The sequence below is a fragment of the Acinetobacter pecorum genome, assembly GCF_014837015.1.
Lineage (GTDB): Bacteria > Pseudomonadota > Gammaproteobacteria > Pseudomonadales > Moraxellaceae > Acinetobacter > Acinetobacter pecorum.
This window is the reverse complement of the sequence record NZ_JACSPT010000006.1, coordinates 24,469-39,956: the sequence shown is the minus strand read 5'-3', so window position 1 is coordinate 39,956 and position 15,488 is coordinate 24,469. Positions and strand designations below refer to the sequence as shown.

Sequence of the window (15,488 nt, the reverse complement as noted above, 5' to 3'; positions counted from 1 at the left end):
ATAACACTCATGTTAAATGCATATATTTATGATGGTTTACGTTCACCAATCGGTCGCCATGCAGGAAGTCTGTCAAGCGTACGCCCAGATGATCTGGCAGCGACCGTAATTAAAAACCTGCTGGAAAAAACCGGTATTCCGGCAGCAGATGTAGAGGATGTAATTTTTGGTAGTACCAATCAGGCCGGTGAAGACAGCCGTAATGTGGCACGTTTTGCAGCATTGTTAGCAGGTATGCCGGTAACAATTCCGGGTCAGACGGTAAACCGCTTATGTGCATCAGGTCTCGGTGCTGTGATTGATTCGGCACGTGCCATTACTGCAGGTGAAGGCGAGTTGTACATTGCCGGTGGCGTAGAAAGCATGACCCGCGCACCTTTTGTAATGGGTAAAGCAGAGAGTGCTTATTCACGTGATGCCAAAATTTATGACACCACGATTGGTACCCGTTTCCCGAACCGTAAATTTACGGATCAGTTTGGCGCGCACAGCATGCCTGAAACAGGTGATAACGTGGCTGAAGAATTCGGTATTAGCCGTGAACAGGCTGATACCTTTGCTGCTGCATCACAGGCAAAATATCAGGCAGCGAAAGAAGCAGGTTTCTTTGAAGGTGAAATTACCCCGATTGAAGTTTCTCAAGGACGCAAATTGCCGCCTAAACAAATTACTGAGGATGAGCATCCACGTGCTTCTTCAACATTTGAAGCTTTATCCAAGTTAAAACCGCTTTTCGAAGGTGGTGTAGTAACAGCGGGTAATGCATCAGGTATCAATGACGGCGCTGCAGCACTGATTATCGGCAGTGAAAAAGTGCAGGAACTGTATGGCTTAAAACCTCTCGCTCGTATCCTGTCTTCTGCAGCCGCTGGCATTGAGCCACGCATCATGGGAGCAGGCCCAATTGAAGCAATTAAAAAGGCAGTACAGCGTGCGGGTTTGACGCTAGACGATATGGATATCATCGAGATTAATGAAGCCTTTGCCAGTCAGGTATTATCTTGCCTGAAAGGTCTGGATGTCGCTTTGGATGATCCGCGTGTCAATCCAAATGGTGGTGCGATTGCCATTGGTCATCCACTGGGCTGTTCGGGTGCGCGTTTAGCTTTAACCGTTGCACGTCAGTTACAGCGTACCGGTAAAAAATATGCCGTGATCAGTCTGTGTATTGGTCTGGGTCAAGGCCTGGCGATGGTGATTGAAAACCCTGAAGCTGCAACATCTTAAGTCATCACCTAAATGCCATGTATATGTGATATGCATGGCATTTTTTTATTGGGATTTTTCTTTCAAAATAAAAATCCCTGCACATGCAGGGATTGATTACATCAGTGTAATGATTTACTTACGGGCAGTGACTAATAAAGTCGCTGAACCAAATGCATAAACTTTACCTTCTTTATCGATAATTCGGCCTTCTGAGGTCAGTACATTACGCCCGATCCGGATGACTTCACCAATAGCTGTATAAGTTTCGCCGCTTTTCATCGCTTTCAGCATTTTGACATTCAGGTCAATGGTCGAGAAACTAACACCTGCATCTACTGTCGTATGCACGGCAGCGCCAGTGGCACTATCTAGAACCGTTGCACAAAAGCCGCCATGAATTCCACCCTGTAAATTGTAATGGCGCTGATCAGGACGCACCTCATATTCCACATAGTTTTCGCGCACCAAGGTCAGACGCATGGGAATAATTTCACTCATGGCTGAGCTGGGAATTTCCCCATTCTTAATTGCGCTGAGATATTCAAGTCCGTTTAATTGTGATGTGGGCATATCCACTCCTTGTAACGATTTATTTCGCTTTATGAAATAATATTCTGTTTTTCTAGAATTATGATATAACAGATGATGATCGAAATGCTATATTTTTCCAGGATGGAACGATGACAATAAAAAATCTCGTCACAGATGCTGAATGGCAGGCACGTTGTGAACTCGCAGCGCTTTATCGCATTATTGCGCATTACCGAATGACGGATCTGATTGATACTCACATCAGTTTAAGAGTTCCCGATCAGCCTGACTGTTTTCTGATTAATCAGTATGGTGTCGCTTTTGAAAAAATGTGTGCCTCAACGCTGGTCAAGATTAATCATGAAGGGCAGGTCATAGAAAGCTACGAACAGGACAAGCCGGTGAATATGGCGGGCTTTGTCATCCATGCCGCGATTCATGAAGCACATGCTCATCTGAACTGTGTCATTCATACGCATACCGCAGATGGCATAGCAGTTTCTGCACAGAAACACGGACTTCTTCCCATTTCCCAGCATGCGCTGAAATTTTATCAGCAGGTGGCCTATCACGAATATGAAGGCGTGGCACTGTCAACAGATGAACAGGAACGCCTGATTCAGGACCTGGGCGACCATCGCGCCATGATCTTACGCAATCACGGACTTTTAACGGCTGGCGAAACGATTGCACGGGCCTTTCATGAAATCTATTTTCTGGAGCGCGCCTGCCAGGCACAGGTGAAGGCCTTAAGCGGCGGCGCCGAACTGCATTATCCAGCAGAAGAAGTCCGAATTAAAACCGCCAGGCAGTTCGCCAGTCCTTTTGTGGAACCGATTTTACAGCGTGCCTGGCAGGCTGCGTTATCCCTGATTGAGCATCAATATACGGAGTATGCATCATGATTGTGATATCCAGTACTGTGCCGAATATTGAAGCGATTCTGGTCAAGTCTTTTCAAAAATATGCCCCTGAGGGCAGTTTCTGTACAGTGGACAGCCTGGAAGCAGAACTGGCGACCACAGCAGCTTCGTGGTTTCCAGATATGAAAAAACTCCAAAAACTTCCAGAACTTGGTCTGATTCATTCGATTGCTGCAGGAGTCGAACATTTAAATTTAAACGAGATTAGAGCTGACCAGTCAGTCTGCCGGGTACTAGATCCACATCATCAAAAGGGCATGTTTGATTATCTGCTCTGGGGCGTGCTGTATTTTCAGCGTTATTTTGACCGCATGATCCAGCAGCAAAAGCAGCAGCTATGGAAACAGTATCGTCAAAGTTATAGTCATCATATCCAGATCGGGATTATGGGCCTTGGCCATATGGGTGGTTATGTGGCAAAACGTTTTGCCGACATGGGCTATCAGGTGTCTGGATGGTCCAATTCCCCAAAAGAGATTGCTCAGGTCAAAAGCTATGTAGGCCAAGAACAGCTTTCCGAGTTTTTGGCCCATAGCCAGATTTTGATTAATTTAATGCCTTTAACTGCAGACAATACTGGCATCTTATCTGAACAGCTATTTAAAAAATTACCCGACCAAGCTGCTCTTATTCAGGTGGGGCGTGGGCAGCATTTAATCGAGCAGGATCTACTCAATGCACTGGATTCCGGCCAGTTACGTGGTGCAATTGTCGACGTATTTGAAGAGGAGCCATTAGCTGCTGAACATCCATTCTGGCAGCATGAAAAGATCGTTGTTACACCACATGTCGCCTCACATGCGCCCATGTCTGTGGTGGTGGAACAGATTCTGGAAAATGACCGACGCTTAAATCTCGGGCTGGATTTATGCCATCAGGTAGATGTCAATAAAGGCTATTAATTGTAGGGATACAGGCAAAAAATAAGGAAATTGATGATGTGGGAAACGATTCAAACTCAGGTTCAGCAAGGCGTCGCAACCTTAAGCTTTAACCGCCCGGATTCACTCAACAGTTTTAACCGGCAAATGCATGAGGAAGTGCAGCAGGTGCTGAAAAACTGGAATACAGATCCGGATATTCGGGTGATTGTGATTCGCGGTAATGGCCGGGCGTTTTCAGCGGGACAGGATTTAAAAGAACGTGCTGGACAGCTCGGCAATGTGCCTTTGCCACCGCAAGGCTCGCTGGCCAAATACTATAATCCCTTGATTAACCTGATCCGCCAGAGTCCCAAACCGGTAATCGCAGCAGTAAATGGTGTGGCTGCCGGTGCAGGTGCCAATATCGCACTGGCCTGTGATCTGGTCATTGCCAAGGAAAGTGCCCGATTTATTCAGGCTTTTTCTAAAATTGGCTTGATTCCTGATGCAGGTGGCACCTGGATGTTGCCACGTTTAATCGGTTATGCACGTGCCATGGCACTCACTTTTCTGGGGGAACCGGTGCATGCCAAAGAGGCCGCTGAAATGGGCATGATCTGGAAAATGCTTCCAGATATAGAATTTGATGCTTATATCGACGACATTGCACAGCGATTAGCTCAACAGCCGACCTATGCACTGGCTTTAACCAAACAGGCCTTGCAACGCAGTGCTGAAAATAACATGGACCAGCAACTGGAGCTGGAACAAAACCTGCAATATCTGGCTCTGAGCAGTCAGGACTACAAAGAAGGTGTACAGGCCTTTGTCGAAAAACGCCCCGCACAATTTACCGGACGCTAAGGAGAGCATTCATGAAAATTCAAACGCGTATTACCGAGCTTTTAGGCATTCGCTATCCGATTATTCAAGGCGGCATGATGTGGGTTGGTACCGCAGAAATGGCCAGTGCTGTATCTAATGCTGGTGGCTTGGGAACATTAACGGCATTGACTCAACCGACGCCTGAAGCCCTGGTCAAGGAAATTGCACGCTGCCGAGAAATGACCGATCAGCCTTTTGCAGTCAATCTGACTTTATTGCCCGCTGTAAATCCGCCGCCATATGCAGAATACCGACAGGCGATCATTGAAAGCGGTATCAAGATCGTAGAAACAGCAGGCAACAAGCCTCATGAACATATTGAGGCATTTAAGCAACATGGCATTATTGTCATTCATAAATGTACTTCCGTTCGTCATGCGCTTTCAGCACAAAGAATTGGTGCGGATGTTATTTCGATTGATGGTTTTGAATGTGCGGGCCATCCGGGTGAAGACGATATTCCTGGCCTGATTTTAATTCCTGCCGCTGCTGATCAGCTCACTGTGCCGATTGTGGCCAGTGGCGGTTTTGCTGATGGCCGTGGTCTGGTCGCAGCTTTGGCTTTAGGTGCTGAAGGCATCAATATGGGTACACGCTTTTGTGCCACTCAGGAAGCGCCGATCCATCCAAACATCAAGCAGTTCTATGTCGATAATGATGAAAGGGCGACACATCTGCTGTATCGACAGTTCAGGAATACCGCCCGTGTTGCCAAAAATGCAGTATCTGATCTAGTGGTTAAAATGAGTGAAGATCCAGATCTGGAATTTGAACAGATTCGTCCCTATGTCAGTGGCCTAAAAGGCAAGCTTGCTTTAGAAAATGGCGATATTGATGCAGGCGTACTGACTGCAGGCCAAGTGATGGGATTGATTCATGACATTCCGACTTGTCAGGCGCTGATCGATAATATCATGCAGGAAGCAGAGCAAATTGTTCAGCAACGTTTAGCTCAATTTTTTCCACGTTAATCAACTTTAGGGCAGTCGCTGAATAGAAAAGCCATTCCATCATGAATGGCTTTTTTTTCATCCTGTATAATTTTTATTTTTAAATGGGAAATTTCATCGAATGACTAGATTTTATTCTTTAAATTATATTATAGTGGATTTAAAACATAATTTCGTATTATGAAATTAATTGTCATAAATATACAAATTAGAACTCATACAAGGGAATTACGATGAGAAATTATATTGCGCCATTAAAAGACATGAAGTTTGTCCTAAAAGACCTGTTAAACGTTGAACAGAAATATCAGGGCTATGCAAAATTCGCTGACAAGGTTTCTATGGATATTATGGAGCAATATCTGGAAGTTGCTGCGGACTTTTGCCAAAACGAACTTCTACCGATTAATGCGATAGGCGACCAGCAGGGTTGCCGTTTGCAGGATGGTGTCGTAACTACTCCAGATGGGTTTAAAGCGGCTTATGACAAATATGTAGAACTTGGCTTTACCTCTTTAACCGGTGATGAACAATATGGCGGTCAGGGCTTCCCAACTTTATACCGGATTGCTATTTCTGAAATTATTACTGCAACCAACTGGTCTTGGGGCATGTACCCAGGCCTGTCCCATGGTGCCATGCGTACTTTAGAGCACCACGGTAGCGATGAACAGAAACAGAAATTCCTGGTACCTTTAATTGCAGGCCGCTGGACTGGAACCATGTGTTTGACTGAATCTCATGCCGGTTCTGACCTAGGTTTAATCCGTACCAAAGCAGTGCCAAATGAAGACGGCAGTTACAGCCTCAGTGGTGAGAAAATCTTTATCTCAGCCGGTGAACATGATCTGGCTGAAAATATCGTGCATATCGTACTGGCACGTTTGCCAGATGCACCTGCGGGAACCAAGGGTATTTCACTGTTTATTGTTCCTAAATACAATCTGGATGAAGCTGGCAATGTAGCTTCCCGTAATGGTGTGGTGTGTAGCGCCATTGAACACAAGATGGGCATTCACGGCAATGCGACCTGTGTGCTGAATTTTGATAATGCCAAAGGTTTCCTGATTGGGCCTGAAAATCGCGGCCTGAACTGCATGTTTACCTTTATGAACTCGGCACGTATCGGTACAGCCATTCAAGGCTTGGCAGCAGCAGAATCTTCTTATCAGGGGGCATTCGCTTATGCCAAAGACCGTCTGGCGATGCGTTCACTTGAAGGTGCAAAAGCGCCAGGCCAGCCTGCAGATCCGATTATCGTGCATCCCGCAGTACGTAACATGCTTCTGACTCAAAAGGTGTTTGCAGAAGGTTCACGTGCACTTGCATATTATCTGGCGACCTATGCCGATATTGCTGAAGCCACTGACAGCCCGGAAGAAAAGAAAGCAGCTGAAGACCGTCTGGCATTATTAACCCCAATTGCCAAAGCATTAATGACTGAAACTGGCATAGAAGCGGCTAAACATGGTATGCAGATTTTCGGTGGTCACGGTTATATAGCTGAACATGGCATGGAACAGATTGCCCGTGATGCACGTATTGCCAGCCTCTATGAAGGAACCACTGAAATTCAGTCTATCGATTTACTGGCGCGTAAAGTTCTAGGTTCAAAACTGGGTCTGCTGACCGCATTAACCGATGAAATCCAAGCTTATGTGAAAGAGCACCAACAACATGTCCAGTTCAGCCAGCAAGTTGCACAAGTCAGCCAGTTGACTGAACAATGGCTGGAATTAACCAGAACCATTCAGGAGCAAGCTCAACAGTCTGCCAATGAAATTGGGGCAGCATCAGTTGACTACCTATATTTCTCTGGTTATGTCGTGTCCGCTTATCTGTGGCTGAAAATGGCAATTACTGCGCAGCAGAAAATTGAAGAAGGCAATACTGATCCGTTCTATGCAGCCAAGATCAAAACGGCACAATTCTTCTTTGCACGTATTTTGCCAAGAACTTCAACCCACTTTGCCAATATTCAGGCGGGTGGTGAAAGCCTGTTTTTACTTGAACCTGAAGAGTTCAAATTTGATTAAACCTTTTGACCCACGATACTCGTGTCGTGGGTCTTTTTTTAATAATTTTTGCATCTTCACTCCATTCAAATATTGAGATTTATTTTCGGGTGTTGAATAAACCATAAAACAACAAGATCAGGAGTCTATATGGATTTAGACATGATTACTCGACAGTTTCCTTATGCTGACCTGCAGCTTACTTTTCATGAAGTCGGACAGCGTTCTGCATTTCCCACCATTATTCTGATTCATGGCACCGGTGGAAATACCGACAAGCATTTCAGCTATATTTTTCCTATGCTGGGTATTCATCAGCGGGTTTTATCCATTGATTTGCATACCCCCGATAAAGCTGATCTAAAGGTGACTGATTTTAGCCAGCAGGTTGAAGCGCTGATTCAACATGTAGTTGCAGAAGATGAAACCATTACAGTGGTAGGCTATTCACTCGGTGCCGTGATTGCTGCACAAGTAGCAGCCAGTTTAAAACAGCGCATAGCGCGTTTGATCCTGTTAGCCGGTTGGGCCAAGACCAGCTCGGTGCAACAACTGCGTACGGTTATCTGGCAGCAATTATTTACTGAACAATCTGCGGCCTTGCCTCATTTTGTCAATTATTGCCTGTATAGCGATGATTATCTGTCTGCACGAAGCGAACAGCAGGTGTTGGATCTGGCACGTTTTGTTAAACCATCCCAAGATGCAGCCAAACAGCGTGAACTAAATTATCGCATTGATATTACATCGATCTTGCCTGAGATTGGTGCAGAAACTCTAGTCGTTGCCTGCCGTGAAGACCGCATGGTGCCTGTAGCCCAAGCAAAATTGCTGTTTGCTTCAATTTCGAACAGTCGCTATATCGAAATTTCTTCAGGACATGCGCTCTATATCGAAGCGCCAGCCGAAGTGGTGCAACTGGTCAACCAGTTTAGCCAGCATCCAGAACAATATCCGGTGAATCAAAAAATCCAGCCTTATATGCCTTAAAGGAGATAAATAATGCAAGCTCAAGGACAGCGCAGCAAGATTCTAATTGTAGGCAGTGGTTTTGGTGGTTTGGGAATGGCAATCCGCCTTAAACAGCAGGGCATCCACGATTTTAAAATCATTGAACGTGCAGCAGAAGTGGGCGGCACCTGGCGTGACAATACCTATCCCGGGGTCGCCTGTGATGTACCTTCCCACTTATATTCTTTCTCTTTTATTAAAAATCCGGACTGGTCACGTGTGTTTCCGCAAGGGGCAGAAATTCAGCGATATTTAATTCAATGCTGTGATCAGGAAAAAATCCGGCCCCATATTAATTTTCACACCCAATTGGAAAGAGCCAGTTGGAATGCTAAAGAACGTATCTGGGAAATTCACACCTCTAAAGGTTTGTATCAGGCTGAGATCTTAATTACCGCAACCGGACATCTGGCAGATGAGCATCTCCCGCAAATTCCGGGGCTGGAAGAATTTGAAGGCCAGGTCATGCATTCAGCACGCTGGAATCATCAGATAAGTTTGGAGAACCAGCATGTCGTTGTGGTGGGTTCAGGGGCTTCAGCCGTTCAGCTTGTGCCGGAAATTGCCAAAACAGCAAAAAACCTGACCGTCTTGCAACGTAGTGCACCATATATTTTGCCCCGACCAGACCGACCTTATTCTGAGTCAGAAAAACAGCTTTTCCGCAAAGATCCGGACAGTATGTCAGCCTTAAGACATTCCTTGTTTTGGGGCAATGAATACAATTTTGCCCAGCGCCGTAATCTGAAAAGCCAGTTTGAGCGGGTCAAGAAAAACTGCCTGCAATTCTTAAAACATCAGATTTCAGATCCTGAATTACAGCACAAACTCACGCCGAATTATGAACCTGGTTGTAAGCGCTTATTGCTTTCTAATGATTATTATCCAACCTTTTTAAAACCGCATGTCACACTTGAAGATTCAGCATTGGCAGAAGTTACGAAAGACGGTGTATTAAGCCAAGCTGGAAATAAATTTTTTGCAGATATCATCGTATTTGCCACCGGATTTGAAGCGGCACGTCCACCTTATGCCGCGAAGGTGGTAGGTAAACAGGGTTTAAGCCTGGAGCAGCAATGGTCCAGTGGTATGCAGGGTTATCAGTCAACGACCGTACACAACTTTCCAAACCTGTTCATCCTGAATGGGCCAAATACAGGCAGTGGACATAATTCAGCACTTTATTTTCTGGAAACCCAGTTTGATCTGGTGCTGGATGCCTTGCAGTTTTTTGAGCAGCAACAGATTCAGGTCTTTGAAGCAGATCAAGAAGCTGAAAATAGCTATATGCAGGAGCTACAGCAGCTTTCCCAAGGTAGTGTCTGGTTATCGGAAAGCTGTAAAAGCTGGTATCTGGACCCGGTCAGTCGCAAGCTGACTTTGGTCTGGCCTGATTATGCTCATTCATTTAGGGATAAAAATCAGCATTTTATTCGTAGCGGTTATCACTACAAGTATGTTGAATCGAGACAGCAGAAAGTGGTTTAAAAATATTTAATTAAAATCAAAATCTTATGGTTTAAATAATACAAAATAATTGTAAATCCAGGACAGGAGTATAGTCATGAGCAGTCAGCCATGGATGGAAGAATATAAAAAGTGGAATATCAATCCGGAGTTTACCCGGCCAGATCCTGAGAAAACGCTGAGCACGACAATTGCTGAGAATTTGGTGAAATTTCAGGATAAAACCGCATTTATTTATCTGGATCGTAAATTCAGCTATCACGATATCGATATGTATAGCCAGAAACTGGCAAGCTATTTACAGAGTCTTGGGCTGACTGCTGGCAGCCGTATTGCCGTGATGTTACCCAATATTATTCAGTATCCAATTGCGACCTTTGCCATTATTCGTGCCGGTTATGTGCTGGTCAATGTCAATCCCATGTACACCCAGCGCGAGCTCTATCATCAGCTACAGGATTCAGGTGCAGAAGCCTTGATTATCCTGGGACAGACTTTGGAGCAATTAACAGCATTAGAGGAATGTCGTCAACTCAAATATGTCATTTCGACGCATCCGCTGGATTTCATTCAAGAGCAGCCAAGTGCTATTTATAGTCAGGCAGCACAATATCCGGATAAACAGTTTTCTGACTTTAGACAGGCAATAAATCAGGTAAAGATTATTGATTTTGAACTGCCTGTACAGCATCAGGAAGATACGGTCATTCTGCAATACACGGGAGGAACCACAGGTGTTTCTAAAGGTGCAGAACTGAGCCATCGCAATATTTTATTCAATATCGCCCAGAACAGTACCGTTTTTATCAGCCATTTTGGTGACCGTTATGCCACTGAAAATGAATATGTATTCTGTGCCTTGCCGCTGTATCACATTTATGGATTTACCATCTGCCTGTTCAGTTATGGTTTAAGCCGTGGTTTCGCCAATGTCTTGATTCCAAATCCGAGAGATCTGGATGCTTTGGCGGATCAATACCAGAAACATCCACCCACTGTTTTCCCCGGGGTGAATACCATGTTTAATGCCTTGGCGCATCATTCACGTTTTCGTGAACTCGATCACTCACGCCTGAAAACCACAACCGGCGGAGGGGCATCTATTCTGAAAAATACGGCTGAGTTATGGCATGAGGTCACAGGCTGCCAGATTTATGAGGGTTATGGACTTTCTGAAACATCACCGACTGCAACTTTTAACCCGCCTTTAAGCCGGCGATTTAGTGGCACGATTGGCTTGCCATTGGCAGGGACTGAAATTCTGATTCTGAATGATGAAGGAAAACCTGTAGAGCTTAATCAGGCTGGAGAAATCGCCATACGTGGTCCACAGGTGATGAAAGGATACTGGCAGCAATCCGAAGCAACAGCACAGGTATTTACCAAAGATGGATTCTTCCTGACAGGTGATATCGGTTGTATGGACGAACAAGGCTATATCACCATTCTGGACCGAAAAAAAGACATGATTCTGGTATCCGGATTTAATGTTTATCCCAATGAGCTGGAAGGCGTACTGTCCAGACATCCTAAAATACTGGAATGTGCAGTGATTGGTATTGATGATGAAAAATCTGGACAGGTACCCAAGGCATTTATTGTGAAACAGGATGAAAATCTGACCCAAGATGAAGTCATGACTTATCTGAGGCAGCAACTGACCAGTTATAAACTGCCCAAATACATTGAGTTTGTGGCTGGATTGCCAAAGTCAACAGTAGGCAAAATTCTGCGTCGTGAACTGCCTCGTACTGTTCAGCCGAGTGACAAAGCCTGCTAAGGAATAATCTAATTCATTAGATTTAAAATAAAAAAGGAATCGAAAGATTTCTTTTTTACTGCTTGCAGGCTTATCGCTGCTGGATGACTTTTTTGCTTTTTAGTTCTTCCATTTCAACAGGGCTTAAATATTGACTCAAAATGGCATCGGTATCTTCACCCAGACAAGGTGGGGCCTTTTTATATTCTACCGGTGTCTTGGAGAGTTTAATCGGTGAACCGATTGAGGTGTAATCTTCACGTAAGGTATGCGGCATCTGAATCACCATATCGCGTGCCAATACCTGTTCTTCTTGCAAAGTCTGTTTCAGGTCATTGATCATTCCTACCGGTACTTTAACCGCATGGATTAAATCCACCCAGGTTTTTGCAGGTCGAGTATAGAAATGAGCCTGTAGAACTGTGGTCAGTTCTTCACGATGTGTAACACGTCCTGAATTTTTCAAGAAGCGAGGATCTTCTGCCACCTTAGCCAGACCAACGGCCTGACACAAAGCTTGAAATTGCAGATCATTACCACAGGCAATAATAAATTCACCTTCCTGGGCTTTAAACACCTGATAGGGCACAATATTGGCATGCGCATTTCCAAAGCGACCGGGGACTTTGCCTGAGGTGAGATAATTCATGGCCAGAACAGAGAGGGAAGCTACCTGAGTATCTAACAGTGCCATATCAATATACTGACCTTCACCGGTTTTCTCACGGGACAACAAAGCCGCCTGAATGGCAATTGCGGCATATAAGCCGGTGGTCAAATCGGAAAAGGCCAGACCTGCTTTTTGCGGGCCACCACCGGGCAGGTCATCACGTTCGCCAGTGACACTCATCATGCCGCCCATTCCCTGAACGATAAAATCATAGCCCGGCTCTTGCGCACGCGGACCGTTCTGGCCAAAACCGGTAATAGAACAATATACCAGTCGCGGATTTAGCTGACTTAGACTTTCATAATCCAGCCCGTATCGTTTCAACGAACCGGCTTTATAGTTTTCAATGACTACATCGCTTTGTTCAGCAAGTTTTTTGATAATACTTTGACCTTCAGGTGTAGATAAATCGATTGCAACCGAATGCTTGCCACGGTTGGCTGACAGGTAATAAGCCGATTCATGGGTATCTTGCTGCTGATTGTTTTTAAGCCAGGGTGGTCCCCAGATACGGGTATCATCCCCATGATCCGGTTTTTCAATCTTGATCACTTCTGCACCCAGATCAGCCAGAATCTGGCTACACCAAGGCCCAGCCAAAATCCGGCTTAAATCCAGTACACGAAATCCTGTTAAGGCACCCATTATTACGCTCCCTGCTCGATCTTATTCAAATGACATATCGTTCTTATCCCTCTATTTAAAGCTATATGAAAATGAAAGAACAATCAACTTTATGATAATAAATTTCGCATAACAAAATAAAACATCTAAAATGATTGAATATTCATCTTATTTTCTTTAGCCTGATGCACATATAAGCATGAATGAGGAACAGGAGCTAACTGATAACAAGGAAAAAGGGATCTCCCAGACAAGATTAAAAAAGGAGTCAATCAGGTGAATTAAAAAAGGATTAGCCTTAAAGCATATTCATTAGCGGAATAGCTTTAAATATAAAAAGATCATGAAAACCTAAGGATAGGAAAACAGAGATTTAAATATGACGGATTTAGCTAGAGAATTAGAAAAGATTAAACCTACGACCAAACGAACCCAGCAAATTGCTTTTATTTTCGCCTTTCTGGCTTTACTGGTAGATGGCGCTGACATGTTGCTGTTGTCTTTCAGTTTAAATAGCCTGAAAGCAGAGTTTGGTCTCAGTAATCTGCAGGCGGGTACACTAGGCAGTTTTACCTTAGCAGGTATGGCGATTGGTGGCTTTATAGGTGGCTGGGCCTGTGACCATCTGGGCCGTGTACGTACCGTAGTCATTTCGATTCTGGTATTTTCTATATTGACCGCAGCCTTAGGCTTTGCACAAAACTTTGAACAATTTGCTGTTTTACGCTTTCTGTCTGCTTTCGGTATTGGCTCTTTATATATTGCAGCCAATACGCTCATGGCTGAATATGTTCCAACTGCATATCGCACCACGGTTTTAGGTACCTTACAGGCAGGATGGACCGTCGGTTATATTGTGGCCACTGTACTGGCAGGCTGGATCATTCCGGAATATGGCTGGCGAACCCTGTTTTTTATTGCCATTATTCCCTCGGTTATGGCGATTTTTATCCAGAAACTGGTTCCTGAGCCAGAATCTTGGCAGCGTGCACGTTTGCAGCGTCTATATGCCCCAGCTGAAATCACAGCACAGCAACCCGCCAAAAAAAGCACAGTTAAAGAGATTTTCGCGGATCATGCGAATCGCAGAATGTTTATTTTGTGGATCTTTACGGCCGGTTTTCTGCAATTTGGCTACTATGGGGTAAACAACTGGATGCCGGCATATCTGGAATCTGAATTGCACATGAATTTTAAATCCATGGCCGGCTATATGATTGGTACTTATGTGGCGATGATTTTCGGCAAAATTCTAGCGGGCTTTGCCGCAGACCGTCTGGGTAGACGCGCTGTCTTTTCGTTTGGAGCAATTGGAACGGCGATTTTCCTGCCCGTGATTGTGCTATTCAATACGCCAGATAACATTGCCTATCTGCTAATTTTCTTTGGCTTCCTGTATGGCATTCCATATGCGATTAATGCCACTTATATGACAGAAAGCTTCGCCACCTCGATTCGTGGTACTGCGGTAGGCGGTGCTTATAATGCAGGCCGTATTGGCGCCATGTTTGCCCCTGCAATTATTGGCGCGGCAGCTAGCGGTGGTTCAATTGGCCTAGGCTTTCTGATTATGGGCGGTGCCTATTTCTTGTGTGGGGCAGTGTCCGGGATATTCATCAAAGACCGTCAATACGATCCACAAAAAGCATAATTTCAACTTCAAAAAAAGAGCCTGAATACAGGCTCTTTTTTTATATTCATCAATTAAAGCTGTATTTCTATTTGTTTATTCTTGATCTGTTTCTTTATGCAGATGAATACTTTTTAAACCATCATTTACTTTATTGAGCAGATGAATCAGGGTAATCACATCGTCAAAGGCCAGCTTATTTAAGGCCTGACCATAAAAATCAAAGAAATCAGCTTGCAAGTTGTCCCATGTTTCCAAGCCTTCAGCCGTCAGTGCAACAATTTTAGCGCGGCGGTCCTGTTCACTAATGACCCGTTCCACCAGACCGTCACGTTCCAGCCGTTTTAACACTGCGTCCAGGTTTTGCCGGCTCACCCCGAGATATTCAGTCAGATCAGAAAAGGACATTCCTGATTTAACTTTTGGACGGGACAAAGCACCCAGTACTGCCCAATGCACTGGGGATATTTTCAGCTCATTGAGGCATTTACGGTCCAAACTGTTGCCCACCTGAAACAGCCGGAAAAAAAGCCGGTTATGAGCAGAATATAAGGATTGATCATATTTTTTTGACAAAGTATCACTCACAATAGTGGACATCCTCAAAACTGAAATAGCCGAGCCGCGCAGAGTATAGCCTATCGCTTTTTCGCACAAACCAGTTTCTATTATAATTTGTTTTAAAAATCATAGTGTTTTTGCAGAAATTTTCCTATTTAAATTCTGAGTCAATAAGTTTTATGGTTTGGAAATCTCCATTTTCTTTTCACTTCCATTGCGCTCACTCACCAAATATCTAAGGTTTTCTTCTCAATTTTAAAGGAATAAATTATCTGTCATGCAAAAGACATATTTTGACTCTAGAGTGAAGTCGGATTCAAATTAATCTAAAGCCAAAAACCAATATAGGTCAATACATTGAATAAATAAAAATATTAAGTTAATGATAAA

Annotated in this window: 13 protein-coding genes; 10 read left to right on the top strand and 3 right to left on the bottom strand. The window is 44.4% G+C overall.

All coding sequences use genetic code 11. The features are described 5' to 3' along the window. Nucleotides 1–9 precede the first annotated feature (9 nt). Nucleotides 10–1,227, top strand: a complete 1,218-nt coding sequence (locus H9629_RS06150) for a 3-oxoadipyl-CoA thiolase (RefSeq protein ID WP_064096776.1) — start codon at nucleotides 10–12, stop codon at nucleotides 1,225–1,227. 114 nt (nucleotides 1,228–1,341) lie between these two features. Here the strand turns inward: H9629_RS06150 and H9629_RS06145 are convergent, their stop codons facing one another. After that, on the bottom strand, nucleotides 1,342–1,779 hold the full coding sequence (locus H9629_RS06145) for a PaaI family thioesterase (protein WP_180049424.1): 438 nt from the start codon (nucleotides 1,777–1,779) through the stop codon (nucleotides 1,342–1,344). Nucleotides 1,780–1,889: 110 nt separating this feature from the next. Between H9629_RS06145 and H9629_RS06140 the strand changes: the two genes are divergently transcribed. The 8 genes from H9629_RS06140 (at nucleotide 1,890) to H9629_RS06105 (ending at nucleotide 11,634) form a co-directional block, all read left to right on the top strand. Continuing rightward, entirely contained in the window at nucleotides 1,890–2,645 is a 756-nt protein-coding gene (locus H9629_RS06140) for a class II aldolase/adducin family protein (protein ID WP_191730727.1), read from the top strand. Beyond that, nucleotides 2,642–3,565 (top strand): 2-hydroxyacid dehydrogenase, encoded by a 924-nt coding sequence (locus H9629_RS06135; RefSeq protein ID WP_191730726.1) that lies wholly within the window; start codon nucleotides 2,642–2,644, stop codon nucleotides 3,563–3,565. Before H9629_RS06140 ends, H9629_RS06135 begins: the two co-directional genes overlap by 4 nt. A gap of 36 nt (nucleotides 3,566–3,601) precedes the next feature. Beyond that, nucleotides 3,602–4,390: an enoyl-CoA hydratase-related protein gene (locus H9629_RS06130; RefSeq protein WP_081406375.1), complete on the top strand. Its 789-nt coding sequence runs from the start codon at nucleotides 3,602–3,604 to the stop codon at nucleotides 4,388–4,390. 11 nt (nucleotides 4,391–4,401) lie between these two features. After that, on the top strand, nucleotides 4,402–5,382 hold the full coding sequence (locus H9629_RS06125; RefSeq protein WP_064096779.1) for an NAD(P)H-dependent flavin oxidoreductase: 981 nt from the start codon (nucleotides 4,402–4,404) through the stop codon (nucleotides 5,380–5,382). Between the two features lie 212 nt (nucleotides 5,383–5,594). Continuing rightward, nucleotides 5,595–7,397: an acyl-CoA dehydrogenase C-terminal domain-containing protein gene (locus tag H9629_RS06120; protein ID WP_191730725.1), complete on the top strand. Its 1,803-nt coding sequence runs from the start codon at nucleotides 5,595–5,597 to the stop codon at nucleotides 7,395–7,397. A gap of 129 nt (nucleotides 7,398–7,526) precedes the next feature. Beyond that, complete coding sequence (locus H9629_RS06115; protein WP_191730724.1) at nucleotides 7,527–8,366, top strand: alpha/beta fold hydrolase; 840 nt, start codon at nucleotides 7,527–7,529, stop codon at nucleotides 8,364–8,366. Between the two features lie 12 nt (nucleotides 8,367–8,378). After that, nucleotides 8,379–9,875, top strand: coding sequence for a flavin-containing monooxygenase (locus tag H9629_RS06110; RefSeq protein ID WP_191730723.1), 1,497 nt, complete (start codon nucleotides 8,379–8,381; stop codon nucleotides 9,873–9,875). A 76-nt stretch (nucleotides 9,876–9,951) separates the two neighbouring features. Next, on the top strand, nucleotides 9,952–11,634 hold the full coding sequence (locus H9629_RS06105) for an AMP-binding protein (protein ID WP_191730722.1): 1,683 nt from the start codon (nucleotides 9,952–9,954) through the stop codon (nucleotides 11,632–11,634). Nucleotides 11,635–11,704: 70 nt separating this feature from the next. Here the strand turns inward: H9629_RS06105 and H9629_RS06100 are convergent, their stop codons facing one another. Then, nucleotides 11,705–12,928, bottom strand: coding sequence for a CaiB/BaiF CoA transferase family protein (locus H9629_RS06100; RefSeq protein WP_064096784.1), 1,224 nt, complete (start codon nucleotides 12,926–12,928; stop codon nucleotides 11,705–11,707). Nucleotides 12,929–13,286: 358 nt separating this feature from the next. Between H9629_RS06100 and H9629_RS06095 the strand changes: the two genes are divergently transcribed. Next, nucleotides 13,287–14,558 carry an MFS transporter gene (locus H9629_RS06095; RefSeq protein WP_144723717.1) on the top strand — a complete coding sequence of 424 codons (1,272 nt, stop codon included), beginning with the start codon at nucleotides 13,287–13,289 and terminating at the stop codon, nucleotides 14,556–14,558. Between the two features lie 75 nt (nucleotides 14,559–14,633). Here H9629_RS06095 and H9629_RS06090 read toward each other — a convergent pair whose 3' ends face one another. Beyond that, a complete protein-coding gene (locus H9629_RS06090; protein ID WP_064096841.1) occupies nucleotides 14,634–15,125 on the bottom strand; it encodes a MarR family winged helix-turn-helix transcriptional regulator in 492 nt (163 codons plus the stop codon). Nucleotides 15,126–15,488 lie beyond the last annotated feature (363 nt).

Coding starts and splice junctions, on each gene's coding strand:
- H9629_RS06150 (WP_064096776.1), top strand. CDS start 10: ATGTTAAATGCATATATTTATGATGGTTTACGTTCACCAATCGGTCGC.
- H9629_RS06145 (WP_180049424.1), bottom strand. CDS start 1,779: ATGCCCACATCACAATTAAACGGACTTGAATATCTCAGCGCAATTAAG.
- H9629_RS06125 (WP_064096779.1), top strand. CDS start 4,402: ATGAAAATTCAAACGCGTATTACCGAGCTTTTAGGCATTCGCTATCCG.
- H9629_RS06095 (WP_144723717.1), top strand. CDS start 13,287: ATGACGGATTTAGCTAGAGAATTAGAAAAGATTAAACCTACGACCAAA.
- H9629_RS06135 (WP_191730726.1), top strand. CDS start 2,642: ATGATTGTGATATCCAGTACTGTGCCGAATATTGAAGCGATTCTGGTC.
- H9629_RS06120 (WP_191730725.1), top strand. CDS start 5,595: ATGAGAAATTATATTGCGCCATTAAAAGACATGAAGTTTGTCCTAAAA.
- H9629_RS06140 (WP_191730727.1), top strand. CDS start 1,890: ATGACAATAAAAAATCTCGTCACAGATGCTGAATGGCAGGCACGTTGT.
- H9629_RS06105 (WP_191730722.1), top strand. CDS start 9,952: ATGAGCAGTCAGCCATGGATGGAAGAATATAAAAAGTGGAATATCAAT.
- H9629_RS06100 (WP_064096784.1), bottom strand. CDS start 12,928: ATGGGTGCCTTAACAGGATTTCGTGTACTGGATTTAAGCCGGATTTTG.
- H9629_RS06110 (WP_191730723.1), top strand. CDS start 8,379: ATGCAAGCTCAAGGACAGCGCAGCAAGATTCTAATTGTAGGCAGTGGT.
- H9629_RS06130 (WP_081406375.1), top strand. CDS start 3,602: ATGTGGGAAACGATTCAAACTCAGGTTCAGCAAGGCGTCGCAACCTTA.
- H9629_RS06115 (WP_191730724.1), top strand. CDS start 7,527: ATGGATTTAGACATGATTACTCGACAGTTTCCTTATGCTGACCTGCAG.